Source organism: Kutzneria sp. NPDC052558, assembly GCF_044547355.1.
Classification (GTDB): Bacteria; Actinomycetota; Actinomycetes; order Mycobacteriales; family Pseudonocardiaceae; genus Kutzneria.
This window is the reverse complement of the sequence record NZ_JBIUAG010000031.1, coordinates 61,753-76,257: the sequence shown is the minus strand read 5'-3', so window position 1 is coordinate 76,257 and position 14,505 is coordinate 61,753. Positions and strand designations below refer to the sequence as shown.

Here is a 14,505-nt window from a genome sequence, read left to right as displayed (position 1 = left end):
CCATGCTGGGGAATCAGCCGGTGAACGTGGTGGTGCAGCACCAGAACGTGATGATCAGGGAACTGCTGGCGACCCAGCTGGCGGCCGAGCCCGGCATCACGGTGGCCGGGGCGGTCGCCTCCGGGCCCGACCTGATCCAGCTGTGCCACCTGTGCCGGCCGCATGTCGCCCTGTTCGAGGCGGACGGGCTGCGGTGGAGCAACGAACGGCTGGTGGCCCTGCTGCTGGAGCATCAACCGCAGCTGCGGCTGGTCGGCCTGCACGACTCCCTGACCGCCGCGTATGTCGTGAAGGCCTGCGCGGCCGGCGTCAGTGCGATGGTCTCGTACAGCCGAGGCCTGGACGCCCTGCTGGCGGCGATCGGGTCGGCCGACGCCGACGTGGCCGAACAGGCTTTGACCACAAGGGAATTGGAGGTGCTGTACCTGAGCCGGGCCGGGTATCCGCCGCAGCAGGTGGCCCACGAACTCGGCACCAGCGTGCGGTCGGTGCAGAGCCACAAGCGGCGGATCCTGGCTCGGGCCGGGCAATCCACGCCGGTCGAGCTGCCACGGCAGAAGGTCAGCGGCCCCGGGGTGCGGGTGATCGCCCGCGCCGCCGGGGATCCGATCGCTGAGCGTGTCCGCCGAGTCCTTCACGCCCACGGCATTCCGGTCGTCGGCGCGAACGAGCGCCGGGCCGCGGTGGTGCTGATCGACCCGGCCCCCGAGGACTGGCCGGCAATCCCGGTCGAGGTCGAGGTCCCGATCGTCGTGGCCAGCCGGCCGCTGCCCAGGCACTACGCGCTGGAGGCGCTGACCGCCGGCGTGGCGGTGGTGCCGGCCGAGGACGTGGACCGGCTGATGGTGCCGGCGGTCCGGGCCGCCGGCCGGGGTCACCTGACCGTCGACGCCGCGCACGTCCGTGGCGCGCTGCGCGGCCCCTACGGCACGAGGCGGTCGTGGTGGCGGCGGGAAATCCTGCTGACCAAACGGGAACGGGAGATCCTCGGCTCGATGGAGCGCGGCCAGTCGGCCAAGGACGCCGCCGCGCAGCTGGGGATTTCCGTGCGCACCGTGGAGAATCTGCGCAACCAGCTGTTCCGCAAGCTGGGCGTGCACACCCGGGCGGCGGCCCTGGCCGCCGCCAAGGAGCTCGGATTGCTCGGGACCTCGCCGTGATCCGGGCCCTGCTGGTGGTGTTCGCCGCCCTCGGCTGGCTGGTGCTGGCCGCGCCCGAGGCCGCCGCGCACGCGTCGTTGGTCGGCACCACGCCGGCCAACGGCCAGCATCTCGACGCCGAGCCGGCCGCGGTGATCATGCGGTTCAGCGAGCGGGTGACCCCGGTGCACGGCGGCTTCACCGTGCAGGACGACCAGGGCCGATCGGTCGGCCCGGTCGAAGCCGTGGCCGAGGACGACGCGCTGCGCCTGCCGCTCCCGCAGTTGCATGACGGCGTCTACTCGGTGACCTGGCGGGTGGTTTCCGCCGACTCCCACCCGGTGCACGGCGCGTTCGTGTTCAGTGTCGGCACCGCCCGGGCCGCCCCTGTGCTCGACGCCGGCGCCCAGGCCGGTGCGGATCCGTTGGTGGGTCTGGTGTTCTGGGCGCTGCGCTGGTTGTCGTACGCCAGCATCGCCCTGCTGGTCGGCAGCACGTTCTTTGTCGCCTACTGCTGGCCGACCGGCCGGACCGACGGCCGTTTCCTGTTGCTGCGCCGCATAGCGTGGGGGACGGCACTCGGCTCCGCCATCGGATCCCTTCTGGTGCAAGGGGCCGAGGCCGCCGGCTCCTCGCTGCTCACCATCGTCGATCCCGCCCTGCTGGTCGACACCCTCGGAACCACGTTCGGAATCCTGCTGTCTATAAGGATAATCGCCCTCCTCGTGCTGCGATTCCTGCCCGACCGCGCCATTCTCGTCGTCGGGGCGCTGCTGGCCGTCACCTGGAGCGCTACCGGCCACGACGGCGTCGGCGACGGCTGGCCGCTGGCGTTGGCGGCCGACTCCGTGCACCTGCTGGCCATGGCCACCTGGCTCGGTGGCTTGACCATTCTCGCCGGCTGTGTCCTGCTCGGCTCCGCAGCCGCCGCCGAAGTCTCCCTGGCCGCCGACCGCTTCTCCCGCGTGGCCACCATTTCCGTCGTCGCCCTGGCCGTTTCCGGTGTTGTCATGGCGCTTCGCGACGTCAACCTCACCGCCGCCCTCGACGGCTCCGGCTACGCCCAGCTGCTGCTGTTCAAACTCGCCGCCTTCGGCCTGATTCTCAGCATTGCCGCCGCTTCCCGTTCCGTGGTCCGCTCACGCCTGCTCACGCCCACGGCCCGCCCCACTCGCCGCACCACCGCCGACCGGCTTTCCACAGTCTCGCGGCTAAGGCTTTCCGTCGGCGGCGAAGCCGCCATCGCCAGTGTCGTCCTCGGCCTCACCGCCGCCCTCGTCGCCACGTCCCCCACCGCCAGCACCCCCACCCCCGCCACCGTCGCCTCCCGCTCCGGCCCCTACCTCGGCTCCGTCGCCCTACCCTCCGGCGGCGACGTCCAGGTCTGGGTCGACCCCGCCCTCACCGGCGACGACCAGATCGCCCTCAACGTCCGCGACGACCGCGGCGTCAGCCGGGACGTCCCCGAGGTCACCGCCACCATCTCCCTCCCTTCCGGCGGCGTCGGCTCCATCCCCGTGCCCCTGACCCACACCGGCCGCGGGCAGTTCGTCGCCCAACAGATCACCATCCCCGGCGCCGGCCTCTGGCGGCTGGCCATCACCGTCCGCAGCACCGATTTCGACGAGGCCACCGTCCAGACCGACGTCCAGGTGCGGTGAAACCGGGCGGCCCCTTGGCAGGAGGGGCCGCCCGGTCCGTTATCGGCTCAGTGGAAGGTCAACGAGGCGGCGCTGACGGTTTCCGTGGCGGGGCACAGGACTCCGCCGCTGGACAGGGTGGCGGTGAAGGGGCCGCCGGTGTAGGACCGGCCGGTGCCCTGGCGGGTGTAGGTCACGTTGGTGACTTTGTACGAGCAGGTGATGCCGAGCACCGTGCCGTTCACGTCGACCTCCGGCGCCGACACCGTGCCGGCGGTGTCGGCGAAGGTGAGCGAGGGGTCGTTGGTCAGGCTGGCCGTGATGCTGCCGCTACAGGTGGGGTGGACGGTGGTGTGGTCGATGGTCAGGGCGGCCGGCGGGGCGTCGCTGGTCGTGGCGTTGGTCCACGAGCAGCTCGAGTCGCCCACGGTGATGTTGCCGTCGACCTGGCCGGTGGCGGCGTAGGCAGGGGCGGCCAGAAGCACGCAGCCGGCGACGGCGGCGATGCCGGCCAGCAAGCGAGGCAGGGTCATGTGGTCCTCCTACTGCGTTGCGCGTCTGCGGCGGTTCATCCGCAGCCGGGGACCCGCTAAGCAGGGATGGAGCACAGGGTTAGGCCTCGACCGTGGAACATGAAGAGGATTCACGAACTAGATGGTGGCACGCCCGGGCCGAGTCGCATATGGATCGTCAAGAGTTAACGGCCGGGACCGGTCCCTGGCCCCCTGTGCTGCACTGCGTTTCATGATCCGAACAGTCGGCGTCCTGCTGGCGGCCGTGATCCTGCTCGCCGCCTGCGGCACATCGCCTTCCGGCGACAGCAAGCACGTCCTCGAACTGAAGGTGACCGGCTCGGCCGTCGTCGACCTCACCTTCACAGTGGACGGGAAGACCAGCGACGAGAAGGCCGTCACGCTACCGTGGCACAAGACGGTCGAAGTTCCCTACGGCGGCGGACACCACGAGTTCTCACTGGACATGAAGCACAAAGGCGGCGATCTCGTCGCGACGGCCACAGTGGACGGAAAGCTGCTGACGCAGACCGCCGGCTCGGGCTCGCCCGGCAGCGACAACACCGAGAACCTGGGCGGCAGCTTCGCGGACTAGGCCGGCGCGATCCGGTAGCCCTCGCCCCGCACGGTGTGGATCATCTCCGGCTGCCGCAGCTTGCGCCGCAGGCCGGTGATGAGCTGGTGGAACGCGTTCTCGTCGGGCGGATCGTCCCAGCAGCGCGCGATCAGCGCCCCCCTCGGGACACCACCGCCCCCACGTGGGACAGCAGCTCGTTCATCCGCGATGAGCCCCGGCCGGCGACCTTTCCCCGAGGCGCCACGTAATCGCACCGTCACGCTGGTGATCACTCCGAGGGGGAGCCTGACTCGTGTAGCATGTCCCGCGTAGTGCCTAGGGTTCCGTCGCCGTCGTGGCGGGTCTGGTCCGAGCGGCACCATCAGCCACGAAGGGGCGTGGCTGTTCAGCTGACGGGACAAAAGCCTGGAGGCCTTCCCGGTTTCGCGTGCGCGGAACCCGGGGGAAGGCTGTGCTGTGAACGGGTTCGCGCTCGGGCTGGTCCTCGCCGCGGCGGTGGTGCACGCGATCTGGAACCTCGCCGCCAAGCGGGTCGGCGACGGCGGCCCGGCGTTCGTGTTCCTCTACTACACGGTGTCGGCCCTGGTCTTCGGCCCGATAGCGGTGGTTCTGGCCTTCTTTGAGAGTCCACAATGGACTTGGCTGCTGGCCGCGGTGGTCACCGCGGTCCTGCACATCGCCTACGGCACTGTGCTGCAACGGGGTTACGCCATCGGCGACATGTCCGTGGTGTACCCGCTGGCCCGCGGCACCGGGCCGCTGCTGTCGGTGCTGGTCGCCGTCCTGTTCCTGGACGAGCATCCCGGCTGGCTGGGCCTGGTCGGCGCGCTGCTGGTGGTGGTCGGCGTGCTGGTCATCGGCACCGGAAAGGCCACCCCCGCCGGCGTTTTCTACGGCGTGCTCACCGGTGCCATGATCGCCGCGTACACCTTGTGGGACGCCCACTCCGTCACCGCTCTGGCCGTGCCGCCCCTGGTCTACTTCGGCCTCGGCTCCATCGGCGAATCCCTGCTCCTGCTGCCGACCGCCTTACGCGCCAAGGCTTCCGTCGCCGCCCTGTGGCGGGCCCACCGCCGTGAGGTCCTCGCCGTCGGCCTGCTCTCGCCGCTGGCCTACCTGCTCGTCCTCTACGCCCTGCAGATCGCCCCGGTCAGCCTGGTCGCCCCGGCCCGCGAGATCAGCATCGTCGTCGGCGGAGTCGTCGCGTGGCGGCTGCTCGGCGAGGCGCAGGCCGTCCGCCGCCTCCTGGGCTCCCTGGTGGTCCTGGCCGGCATCGCCGCCATCGCCGTCGCGTAGGCTCGGCCGGTGACTTCTGTGCTCGAGGAGATCGCCCGGCAACTGTGTGACCTCGCCGGCGAGTGGTCCGTCGCCGGTGATCAGGTGCGCGGCCCCGGCGACACCGCCGTCGTCCTCGGGCCCGAACACCTGGAGATCGGCTTCGCGATCAACGCCTCGACCGTCATCTGGGACCGGGTCGTCGGCATCGACGACGTGGCGCGGGCCGTCACCGTGTGGACGCAGACGACCGCGGCCGCGGTCATCGAGATGTTCACGCAGCAACAACAGTTCGCCGCCCAGTTCGGCCCCGACGACGCTGACGGCCTGCCCGGCTATCACGTCATCCTCGCCCCCGTGCTCGCCTTCGGGGAGGATGACCCGTCGTCCTTGCAGCACTGGGCTGTAGGGTCCCTGCTGCCCGCCACGGTGGCCGAAACCCTGACGCCGCACCTGGATCCGGCCGGCGTCAACAGCGTCACGCTCTTCTTCGGCGGCCGCCCCGGCGCGGAGATCGTCGACGCCCGCGTCAACGGCGCCGCCAACGCGGACCTCCGCGCCGCCCTGCTGGCCATGGACTGGCCGCGCCAACCCGCCTTCGCTCGGGTGTTCCTGCTCGTGCACAAGGCCTGACTAGCGGTTCTCGCGGGCCTCCTGCGCGCCCCTGACCGCCAGCCGGTCCGCCCGCTCGTTCTCCGGGTGGCCCGCGTGGCCCTTCACCCAGTGCCATTCGACCTGGTGCGGGGCCATCGCCTCGTCCAGCCGCTGCCACAGGTCCGCGTTCTTCACCGGCTCCCGGTTGCTCGTCCGCCAGCCGTTGGTCTTCCACCGCGGCATCCAGCTCAGCACGCCGTTGCGGACGTACGTGCTGTCCGTGTACACCAGCACCTTCGACGGCCGCTTCAGCGTCTCCAGCGCCTGGATCGGGGCCATCAGCTCCATCCGGTTGTTCGTCGTCTGCGCCGACTCCCCGCCGTAGAGCTCCCGCTCGTGCCGGCCGTACCTCAACACCGCGCCCCAGCCGCCCGGTCCCGGGTTCCCGCTGCACGCCCCGTCGGTGAAGATCTCCACCGCTTTGTCGTCCACCACGCCCGTGACCTTACGATGCCCGGCGTGAAATGGAGTCGCGCCGTCCACCATGTCGAGGAACTCGCCCGCCGGTGCGACACCCCCTCGCCCGTGCCGATGCTGCCCGTCACCGGCCTCTGGGTGTTCGGCGACCTCCTCGGCGAGCCCCGGGACCTCGACTGGGCGCACGTCGCCGTCATCGTCGACCTCCCCGTCGACGATGTGCCTTGGCTCGACATCCCTCGCGGCGGGCAGCACTGGGCCCAGGCCGTGCGCCTACGTGAGCCCCTCTCCTGCCTCTGGCGCTCCGCCGCCGGTCCCGTGTGGAATCACCGCATCGTTCGCCCCGCCCTCGTCTGGGACTCCACCGACGGCGTCCGCGAATCCACCCTCTCCGCCCTCCGCGACGGCCTCGGCCACTCCGTCCGCCTCGACGCCCCCACCCCCTCCGCCCTCCAGACCCAACTCGACGCCGAGCTCGCCGTCAGCCTCCGCTCGCTGCGCCGCCAACACCGCTCCTACGACGACCAACGCTGGCGCCCCGGCAAGCTCACCCCCCACGCCGACTCCCTCTGGCGCGCCACCGACGGCTACCTCGACCTCCTGGACGCCGTCAACGCTCCTCAGTGATCCCCAGCTCCGCGCGAAATGTCTCGCGCAGCTCTCCGACGGCGGCCGACAGCCGCCGCGACGCCTCATCGAACCCGCCGAGCGACTTCCTGGTCGCCGCGGACGTGGCCAGCAGGGCATCCACCGTCTCCGTGGCGGCGGCCCGTATCCGCTCGGTGCCGATCAGCTTGATCTCCGCCAGCTGCTCGCTCATCCGGGTCGTCGACTCGTGCAGCCCGCTCCGTGTCTGATCGCTCGGCCGCCCGTCCTTCCTCGTCTCCTGCCACGTGTCGACGGTCAGTTCCCGCCACACGCTCAACGTCACCAGGAACTCGACGGCGATCCTCAGCCGCTTCTCCCGCCAGGCCAACCGATCCTGACGGGCGTCCCGCTGCTGCTCCCGACGCCACCGCGTCTCCTCGCCGCGCCGCTCCCGCCACCCGTTGACCAGTTGCCCGGCCACGACCCCCGCAACGCCGATCAGTCCGACCACAATGGGCACCCAGACCGAGACCTGTCCCGTCAGCATCCCGGCCCCTCGACAGCCGCACAGCGGGACTCGGCGCTCTGCTGAACCGCCGCGTCGAGCCCCGCGCCAACCGAGTCGGTGACGGTCGCCCCGCCGGCTGCCGCGGACAGTCCCGCCACCACCGCCGCCGTCACGACCACACCGGCCGCCTTCGACTTCGGCGCCCCCTTGTCCGAGCCGCCGCCCGCCCCGCCGATTCGTCGCTTCGCCATGCCCCCGCCTTCCGTCGCCCGCCGTCACCACGTCACTGTCGGACGGTTGCGTGGCAAGGCAGTGACCAGGCGACAAGGACTCAAGCGCCACCGCGAGCTCTCCTTCACGCCGGGTTTCCCGACCCACTCGCGGGGCCTGCTTTTCACCCCCGACACCTGTCTCGACGACAAGTCCGCGCCGCAGAACGAGAACATCGAGTTCGTCACCATCGACATCGACCAGGACGGCTTCTTCAAGAAGTTCCTGTTCACCCATTTCTTCACCGTCTACATCGCCTACTACCTCGGCCGGCTCGCCGACGCCGCCGGCCGCGACCTCATCTCCATCGCCGCCAGCGACCCGTGGTGGGGCCAGCGCTCGATCGAGCTGTTCCCCCAATGCGCCGACATCCCCTCTGTCCCGGTCGCCTGAGTGCCATTCAGTCCCGCAAATTCGGGACATGCGATGAGTCGCTGCGCTGATCGGGTGATTAAGGCTTGCACCTGCGGCCGTTCGCCGGAAGGTTGGCGCGGTGACTGCGAATCCACTGCTGTGGCAGGGCGGCGATCCCGATGCCGCCTATCTGGACAAGGTGCTGCGGCACGGGCCGGTCGAGGTCTACTTCGACGAGGGGGTGTCGTTCCGCACGATCTGGACGCTGTGGCTGCGGGCCTCCCTGTGCGCATTGCCGTTCACGGCACTGGGTTTCATCCTGATGCTGGTGTCCCTGTTCAGCGCGGCCACCTCGCGCTACGGCTCCCAGTCCGGCTCGTCCGCGACGACCGCGATCGGCGTGGTCCTGCTCATGCTGGGGCCGCTCGCGTGGCTGATCGTCTTCATGATGTCGCGGGTGGCCGAGCCGCTGGGGGAGTGGCGGGTCGTGCTGGCCGACCGAAGCGGCGCCGCCGACAACGTGTACAGCGCCATCCAGGGCAAGATGCTGGAACGGCAACTGCCGATCGCGTCGATGCAGAGTCGGCGCACCGCAACGGGATTCGGCGCGGTGCAGAACCGGCTGATCCTGTTCGACGGCCAGTACCGGGCGTACGTGTCGGTGTTCCCGTTCGGCACGAGCCTGTACCTGGGCTGGGTCATGTACCGGCACCGCGGCGGCGCGGAGCTGATCGGCCGGTTCCTCGCGGACCTGCTCGCCTCGATGTCCGGCCGGCTCGACGACATCGGCCGGATGCTGCGCACCGAACGGCCCCGCGCGTTGCGGGAAGTCGTGCACGCGTTGTGCCGTGAGGGTCTCAACGTCGCCGTGCAGCAGATCGAAGTTCCTGTGGGCTACGGCTTTCCCAACGGGCTGCCGCCGGTCGAGCCGCTGCCCGGCGCGGCGGACCAGCCGGCCTACGCGCAGCCGGTCACCGGGGCGTGGCCGACGCAGCACGGCGTGCCCGAATGACACCAGCTGTGCTCGTCGGGCCGACGGCTTCCTTTGCCGCGCTGCGAATTCGCCCGGCCGAGCCGTCGTCCGACGCGCCCGAGACGGCGCCGCCGTCGGGTGGCGGCGGCCAAGTCTCGAACACCGCGTCCGGGTATGCCGACACCCTCGTGCAGGCCGGCTCGATCGGCGCCCTGACCATCAATGACCGGCCCGAGCACGCGCCCGATCCGACGCCGTGGCTGCGTGCCGTCTGGAGCCTGGGCTTCCCGCGGCAGGCCCGTGTCGAGCTGCGCTTTCTCCGATGCCCCGGGAGCCAAGGCATTCGGGCGTACCTGCTGGTCCGTGCCCCTGAACCGGCCGCGGCCGCCGACATGATCTCTCAGCTGCGGCAATACCTTCCCGGCAACCTGCTGGGCGTGCCCGTCACCGACCTCGCCTCGCTGCACGGCGTGCTCGCGCCGTTCCAACCCGATCCGTCCGGCATCGCGGAGATCGGCAAGTGCGTCACCGCTCAGCGGACCACTCGGGCCGATGCCACCACCCCGTGGCTGGCCGTCGTCACGCCTTGGCGGCGCCACGATGGCACCTCCTGGTCCCGGGTGTGGGCCGAACTGGCCGCCCAGCCCGCGTCCGCCCTGGTTTCCGTCGGTCTGCTGCCTTTTCGCGTCGGCGACAACCTCAAGCTCAACCTCCAGGCCCGCGCCGCCGAGATGGCGTACCTCGCCCAACCCGGTCCGTCTCCCACCGGCGCCGTCTTCGGCGCCGGCCGCGCCCCCGACCAGTTCGCCCTGGCCGCCGCCCCCGTCCTCGCCGAGGCCGTCAGCCGCTACGTCGACGAGGCCTTCCAGATCAGAGTCTCCATCGCCGCCGCTCGCCCCCTACCTCCCCACTTCGTCCACCAGCTCGCCCAGGCCGTCTCTCCCGGCCATCCCACCGCCGGCCTCTCCGGCCGCCCCGCCACCGTGCTGCGCCCCAGCGGCCCCGAATCCCTCACCGCCTGGCGCAACATCACCGACCTCCGCTTCGACCCGCTCCCCTCCTCCCGCGCCCTCCCCCTCGGGGCGCTCAGCCCCCTCGACCAGACCCTCACCGCCATCGCCACCCCCGACGAGGCCGCCGCCGCCTGCCAGCTGCCCCACCACGCCACACTGCCCCTGCTCAACGCCGACATGTAGCCCAAGGTGCTACACATGGCTACACTGATACCCATGAAGGTGATCACCCAGCGGGAACTCCGCAACAACTCCGCCGCCGTCATGGACGCGGTGGAGGCGGGCGAGACGTACTACGTCACCCGCAACGGCGTTCAGGTCGCGGTGCTGCGCCCCATCGCCCGCAAGCGGCGTCTGACCGCCGAGGAGCTGGTCGAGCGGCACCGGAAGCTGCCCCGTGTCGACTACGCCCAGATACGGCAGGAGGCCGACGAGCTCTTCGGCGCCGCGGACCGCCTCGGCGACGACGACCTGTGGGAGCGCCGTCGTGGCTGACCGCCCCGAGTTCGGCGTGCTGGACACCTGCACCTACATCGACCTCGCCTCGCTCGACCCGGCGACGCTGCCCGCGGTTCCGGAGATCACCGCGATCACCATGGCCGAGCTCCACCAGGGCGTCGCCATGGCCAGGACCGCGGCGGCGCGGGCCGCCCGAACGGAACTCCTGGGCGCCGCCATCGTGGAGTTCGATCCGCTGCCCTTCGACACCGACGCCGCGACCCGATACGGGACCCTGGTCGCCCTCACCTTGGAGGCCAACCGCGACCCCAAACCCCGCCGACTCGACCTGATGATCGCCGCCATAGCATCCGTTCGCGATCTCCCCCTCTACACGCGCAACGAAGCCGACTTCAAGGGCTTGGAAGACATGGTCGAGGTCGTCGCGGTCTGAGGCCGGCGGCTCCCGGTGGCACGCTGGCCGGTCGACGTCGCCTGGGGGACTGGTGACAGACTGCCCGGCATGGATCTGCTGGAACGGGCCGGCGAGCTCAAGGGGATGCTGGTCGACTTCGCCCTGTCACCCCGATTCGACACCGAGTTGACCACGGTGATCTTGCAGAGCTTTCCAGGCGGGGTGGTCGGCGACGAGGCCGAGTTCACGATGCTCCTCGACCACTTCGCGTTGCAGCATCGTCTCCGGTCCGGGGGCACGGTGATCGAGGCGTTCGTGGCGGCCCAGCCCCAGTTGTCCGACGCCGAACGCGACATGCTGCTGGGCTGGCGGGACGTGGTCGAGGGCGTCTTCGAGGTCTTGGACAAGGACCAGGATGCGGTGCTGTTGTCCAACTTCGTGGACGAGCTGACCTATCGGGCCCGGTCCAACGTCGGTCGCACGGCGTTCACGGCGTTGAAGAAACACATGATCGTCGTGGGTCGATTGGTTCGAGTCGGTGACGACTGGATGGTCAGCGGCAACCCTGCCGCCTTTCCCGCCTCAGTCCGCGACCAGATGCTGGTCGCCGCGGCCGAGTTGTCGATGCGCAATCCGGCGGCCGCCTTCCGCAACCCGGAGAAGCTGGCCGAAGCCCGACGCCTCATGACCGAGCAGCACGACCTGTTCGTCGAGCTGTTCGGCGCCGATCTCATCGTCGTGCCTGGCTCCGAGGTGTCCGGCAAGGTTCGCGAGTTCTACCACCACATCGCCCAGCAGGTCCGCCCCGACGCTGAGTCGCCTGATCCCGCCTCGCTCAACCTGGACGGTGCGGGCCTGCTGGACGCCGATCGCGTCGCGATCCATTTCGTTCCCGGTGAGGGTCTGAGCTTCTACCCCGATTTTGACCTGATCGAGGACGTGTTCGCCAACCCGGCGCTGCTGTCACGCCGTCGCTACCGGGAGGTCCTCACCAGCCTGCTGCGCGACCCCGACGCCTCACCTGAACCACTTCGGCAGCTCGCGGCCCGCGATCTGAGCAAGGCGAACGCGGTGTTCGAGAAACTCCTCAAGCGCAAGCGCGGCTTCCGGTGGGACACCGAGGGCGAGGCACTCCTGCGCCAGCACAAGCCCGGCTATTTCGACGGATCGCAGCTGCCCCGAACCGTCCCGCTCTCCAAGACCCTGTCCGACGCCTTCCAGCATTCCCGGCCATGACCTTGCCTTGAGCGTCACCAAGGGTGTGTTGTGCTGGCCAGAAGCACCGTGTTCTGCCGGTTGGAGCGCCTGACCTGCATGTCGGGCCGTGTCTGTGTTCATCCGCCAAACCAGTTCACCAGCCGCGGGCGCGCCATTCGTCGAGGTGGGGCTTCTGCTCGCCCAGCGTCGAGTCGTCACGTGGCCGGGGTAGAACCACGTGTCGTCCGGCAACGCGTCGAACAGGCGCTCCGAGACGTCGTTCAGCAGCGACGTGAAGTTCTCCGGCGATGACGTCTTCCCGACGCCGCCGGGGAACAGTGAATCACGACAGCGGTGAACACGTCCAGATGCCTGTGCATGGGTTCCAAGTGCCTCGGTCATAGCGCGATGCGGCGGACTTCCTCGGTGAACTCGGGTACGTCGCAGCGTTCGAGACGGGCGAGCAGTCCGCTGAGATTCATCGGCGGATTACGAAATCGTTGGGTCTGTTTGGCGAGCGCGCTAAGCACCCTAGCTGGTGCGAGGTCCAGTTGGTCGAGCAGGAAGGCGTCGGGATGAACGCCGTCGATGTGGTGAGGCTGGAGTTGCTCGGCGGGGAAGTCGGCCAGGTTGAACGTCACGACGGCTTGTGCGCCACCTGTGATTGCTGCGGCGAGCACATGCCTGTCGTCGGGATCGGGAAGGTCCAGGCCGGCGACGATGGGTTGCCAGTCCTCCACCATCGCGTCGTCGAACGCGGCGTTCATCAGGGCCAGGGTTCGTTCGAATGCCGCAGGATCGACCTTCCGCTTGGCGACGACGTTTCTGCGGACCTCATCAAGGATCGCTTGCGACCACAGCGGTTGGAAGAGTGGTTACCTGATCTCCGTAGCCTCGTCGTCGTAGAGTCCGAGTTCCTCGGTCTGCTGGACCAACTCGTCCAGCGCTTCGCGCCGTTCTTGACGCCGCTGGTCGCGGTACGCGAGGAGGTCGTCGAGGCGGATACGGCGGTGCCGGCCGGGCTTCTCGAAAGGAATCTTGCCGTCCTCCAACAGCTTGATCAGCGTAGGCCGGCTGACGCCGAGTAGGTCGGCGGCCTCCTGCGTGGTCAGGCGCTGAGCCAGTGGCGCCACGGTGATCGCACGTCCCGCCCGCATCGCGGTGATCACCTGTGACAGCACCTCATACACCGCAGTTGGCAGGTGCACCAGGGTCCCGTCCGGTGTCACCAACGCCGCGTCTGCCTGGGTTCGGCTCAACAGCGTCGCGAGTTCGTCCAACTCGTGACGCTCAGCTGGGTCGCTCGGGGGAAGGATCGGCCGGTCAACGGTCGCGGTCATCGCTGTCTGCCCCACTGGTTGCTGGTGGACCCGTCCCAGCCACCGTCCCCGCAAAACGAAAAAATCGCAACCGAGTGTCGTGTGTGGGCGTGGGCCGTGGTTGGCGCGTTGTGCTGGCCAGCGGCACCGCGTTTCGTCGGTTAGAGCCTCTGACCTGTGTGAATACTTCGCAACTCCGTTGCTGGAGCACAACGAGACGGGGCTGCCTGCATGCTCGGGCAGCCCCGCTGAAGTACCAGCTCACCAGCCCCGCGCGCGCCATTCTTCGAGGTGCGGCTTCTGCTCGCCCAGCGTCGAGTCGTCGCCGTGGCCGGGGTAGAACCACGTGTCGCCCGGCAACGCGTCGAATAGCCGCTCCGAAACGTCGTTCAGCAGCGACGTGAAGTTCTCCGGCGATGACGTCTTCCCGACGCCGCCGGGGAATAGCGTATCACCACAGCAGTGAAGATAACTGAACGCTCAGGGCATGGCCCAGCCCATTCCTGCCGGATCCACGCCCTGTACTTGCGAGTCGTTGGAGCGGCGGTGATCTTCGAATACGCCCACTGGCAAGCAGGCCGGACACGCGGCGCCAGAGGCCAGTTGTGGTCTGGGAGTTGCTCGCCTGGACCCGGGAATGACTGGAAGATCGAGTTGCCGCCGTACTCATCGACAGCGTCCGGGTCGTCCAGGAGAACGCCGGATTCGAGGTTCTTCGGTTCGCGACCGCGAGGACGGATTGGTTGTGAACACAGGACCCGCTGACCGGGTACGGCTTAGACGATCGCACCGTCCGCGTCGCGGCGGTGGGTAGGGGTCGCCAGGAAGGCCTGATACTCGTACTCCTCGGCGTAGATCGCCACCAGCACGTCCGGCGATACCAGCCGCAGGTCTTCGCCGAGCGCGTCCACCAGCTCGTCCAGCCACGACTCGCCGTGGATACGCACCGTCAGCCACTGGTGGCCTTCGATCCCGGTTGCCACCAGGAACCGGTCGCCCATGCCGGACGCCAGAATGAAGTTCCTGATCCAGCCGCGCACGTCCGGCGCCTTCTCAGGCAGTGTGGCGTCCGGTTCCGCCGTTGTGCGCGCAATCTTGGGCAATTCCTCCAACGCCCAGGGCGGCAGCGCTTCCCGGGTAGCGAAATCGCCGGTTTCCAGCGACGGCAGGCGATCCCGCAGTCGCTCCGCCTCCTTGCGGCGCACCAGCGCCAGTC

The 14,505-nt window shown here is 69.4% G+C and carries 20 protein-coding genes and 2 pseudogenes; 12 read left to right on the top strand and 10 right to left on the bottom strand.

Annotation, left to right across the window (positions count from 1 at the left end; genetic code table 11):
- Positions 1–2 precede the first annotated feature (2 nt).
- Both ACIG5F_RS38785 and ACIG5F_RS38780 read left to right on the top strand, forming a co-directional pair.
- The gene (locus tag ACIG5F_RS38785; protein WP_396525034.1) at positions 3–1,160 is read left to right on the top strand and encodes a LuxR C-terminal-related transcriptional regulator; all 1,158 of its coding nucleotides are present in this window, start codon (positions 3–5) and stop codon (positions 1,158–1,160) included.
- Positions 1,157–2,800, top strand: coding sequence for a copper resistance protein CopC (locus tag ACIG5F_RS38780; RefSeq protein ID WP_396525033.1), 1,644 nt, complete (start codon positions 1,157–1,159; stop codon positions 2,798–2,800). The genes ACIG5F_RS38785 and ACIG5F_RS38780 overlap by 4 nt, the downstream gene beginning before the upstream one ends.
- Positions 2,801–2,847: 47 nt before the next feature.
- On the opposite strand, the gene ACIG5F_RS38775 is transcribed toward ACIG5F_RS38780, so the two are convergent.
- On the bottom strand, positions 2,848–3,312 hold the full coding sequence (locus ACIG5F_RS38775) for a hypothetical protein (protein ID WP_396525032.1): 465 nt from the start codon (positions 3,310–3,312) through the stop codon (positions 2,848–2,850).
- 211 nt (positions 3,313–3,523) lie between these two features.
- On the opposite strand from ACIG5F_RS38775, the gene ACIG5F_RS38770 reads away from it, so the two are divergent.
- Positions 3,524–3,886 carry a hypothetical protein gene (locus tag ACIG5F_RS38770; RefSeq protein ID WP_396525031.1) on the top strand — a complete coding sequence of 121 codons (363 nt, stop codon included), beginning with the start codon at positions 3,524–3,526 and terminating at the stop codon, positions 3,884–3,886.
- Here ACIG5F_RS38770 and ACIG5F_RS38765 read toward each other — a convergent pair.
- Positions 3,883–4,140 (bottom strand): winged helix-turn-helix domain-containing protein, encoded by a 258-nt coding sequence (locus tag ACIG5F_RS38765; RefSeq protein ID WP_396525030.1) that lies wholly within the window; start codon positions 4,138–4,140, stop codon positions 3,883–3,885. The genes ACIG5F_RS38770 and ACIG5F_RS38765 overlap by 4 nt on opposite strands.
- A gap of 184 nt (positions 4,141–4,324) precedes the next feature.
- Between ACIG5F_RS38765 and ACIG5F_RS38760 the strand changes: the two genes are divergently transcribed.
- Together ACIG5F_RS38760 and ACIG5F_RS38755 are read left to right on the top strand one after the other, a co-directional pair.
- Positions 4,325–5,164, top strand: a complete 840-nt coding sequence (locus ACIG5F_RS38760; protein ID WP_396525029.1) for an EamA family transporter — start codon at positions 4,325–4,327, stop codon at positions 5,162–5,164.
- Between the two features lie 9 nt (positions 5,165–5,173).
- Positions 5,174–5,776 carry a DUF6348 family protein gene (locus ACIG5F_RS38755; protein WP_396525028.1) on the top strand — a complete coding sequence of 201 codons (603 nt, stop codon included), beginning with the start codon at positions 5,174–5,176 and terminating at the stop codon, positions 5,774–5,776.
- Here the strand turns inward: ACIG5F_RS38755 and rnhA are convergent, their stop codons facing one another.
- Positions 5,777–6,232: a ribonuclease HI gene (gene rnhA / locus ACIG5F_RS38750; RefSeq protein WP_396525027.1), complete on the bottom strand. Its 456-nt coding sequence runs from the start codon at positions 6,230–6,232 to the stop codon at positions 5,777–5,779.
- A gap of 24 nt (positions 6,233–6,256) precedes the next feature.
- On the opposite strand from rnhA, the gene ACIG5F_RS38745 reads away from it, so the two are divergent.
- Complete coding sequence (locus ACIG5F_RS38745; protein ID WP_396525026.1) at positions 6,257–6,841, top strand: hypothetical protein; 585 nt, start codon at positions 6,257–6,259, stop codon at positions 6,839–6,841.
- Here the strand turns inward: ACIG5F_RS38745 and ACIG5F_RS38740 are convergent.
- Together ACIG5F_RS38740 and ACIG5F_RS38735 are read right to left on the bottom strand one after the other, a co-directional pair.
- Positions 6,825–7,349, bottom strand: a complete 525-nt coding sequence (locus ACIG5F_RS38740; RefSeq protein ID WP_396525025.1) for a hypothetical protein — start codon at positions 7,347–7,349, stop codon at positions 6,825–6,827. The genes ACIG5F_RS38745 and ACIG5F_RS38740 overlap by 17 nt on opposite strands.
- Positions 7,343–7,561, bottom strand: a complete 219-nt coding sequence (locus tag ACIG5F_RS38735; protein ID WP_396525024.1) for a hypothetical protein — start codon at positions 7,559–7,561, stop codon at positions 7,343–7,345. The genes ACIG5F_RS38740 and ACIG5F_RS38735 overlap by 7 nt, the downstream gene beginning before the upstream one ends.
- Positions 7,562–7,607: 46 nt before the next feature.
- Between ACIG5F_RS38735 and ACIG5F_RS38730 the strand changes: the two genes are divergently transcribed.
- The 6 genes from ACIG5F_RS38730 (at position 7,608) to ACIG5F_RS38705 (ending at position 12,009) form a co-directional block, all read left to right on the top strand.
- Positions 7,608–7,973, top strand: coding sequence for a hypothetical protein (locus ACIG5F_RS38730; protein WP_396525023.1), 366 nt, complete (start codon positions 7,608–7,610; stop codon positions 7,971–7,973).
- A gap of 100 nt (positions 7,974–8,073) precedes the next feature.
- Entirely contained in the window at positions 8,074–8,946 is an 873-nt protein-coding gene (locus ACIG5F_RS38725; protein WP_396525022.1) for a hypothetical protein, read from the top strand.
- A complete protein-coding gene (locus tag ACIG5F_RS38720; protein WP_396525021.1) occupies positions 8,943–10,103 on the top strand; it encodes a hypothetical protein in 1,161 nt (386 codons plus the stop codon). The genes ACIG5F_RS38725 and ACIG5F_RS38720 overlap by 4 nt, the downstream gene beginning before the upstream one ends.
- 33 nt (positions 10,104–10,136) lie before the next feature.
- Entirely contained in the window at positions 10,137–10,415 is a 279-nt protein-coding gene (locus ACIG5F_RS38715; RefSeq protein ID WP_396525020.1) for a type II toxin-antitoxin system Phd/YefM family antitoxin, read from the top strand.
- Complete coding sequence (locus ACIG5F_RS38710; RefSeq protein WP_396525019.1) at positions 10,408–10,812, top strand: type II toxin-antitoxin system VapC family toxin; 405 nt, start codon at positions 10,408–10,410, stop codon at positions 10,810–10,812. The genes ACIG5F_RS38715 and ACIG5F_RS38710 overlap by 8 nt, the downstream gene beginning before the upstream one ends.
- A gap of 69 nt (positions 10,813–10,881) precedes the next feature.
- Positions 10,882–12,009, top strand: coding sequence for a hypothetical protein (locus ACIG5F_RS38705; protein ID WP_396525018.1), 1,128 nt, complete (start codon positions 10,882–10,884; stop codon positions 12,007–12,009).
- 115 nt (positions 12,010–12,124) lie between these two features.
- On the opposite strand, the pseudogene ACIG5F_RS38700 reads toward ACIG5F_RS38705, so the two are convergent.
- The 5 genes and pseudogenes from ACIG5F_RS38700 to ACIG5F_RS38680 all read right to left on the bottom strand — a co-directional run.
- Positions 12,125–12,315 (bottom strand): annotated as a pseudogene (locus ACIG5F_RS38700) (MBL fold metallo-hydrolase); the annotation flags it as partial.
- A 53-nt stretch (positions 12,316–12,368) separates the two neighbouring features.
- A complete protein-coding gene (locus tag ACIG5F_RS38695) occupies positions 12,369–12,830 on the bottom strand; it encodes a PIN domain-containing protein (RefSeq protein WP_396525082.1) in 462 nt (153 codons plus the stop codon).
- A 15-nt stretch (positions 12,831–12,845) separates the two neighbouring features.
- Positions 12,846–13,310 (bottom strand): helix-turn-helix domain-containing protein, encoded by a 465-nt coding sequence (locus ACIG5F_RS38690; protein WP_396525017.1) that lies wholly within the window; start codon positions 13,308–13,310, stop codon positions 12,846–12,848.
- 240 nt (positions 13,311–13,550) lie between these two features.
- A pseudogene (locus ACIG5F_RS38685) lies at positions 13,551–13,745 on the bottom strand (MBL fold metallo-hydrolase); the annotation flags it as partial.
- 320 nt (positions 13,746–14,065) lie between these two features.
- Entirely contained in the window at positions 14,066–14,494 is a 429-nt protein-coding gene (locus ACIG5F_RS38680) for a hypothetical protein (RefSeq protein ID WP_396525016.1), read from the bottom strand.
- Between the last annotated feature and the right edge of the window lie 11 nt (positions 14,495–14,505).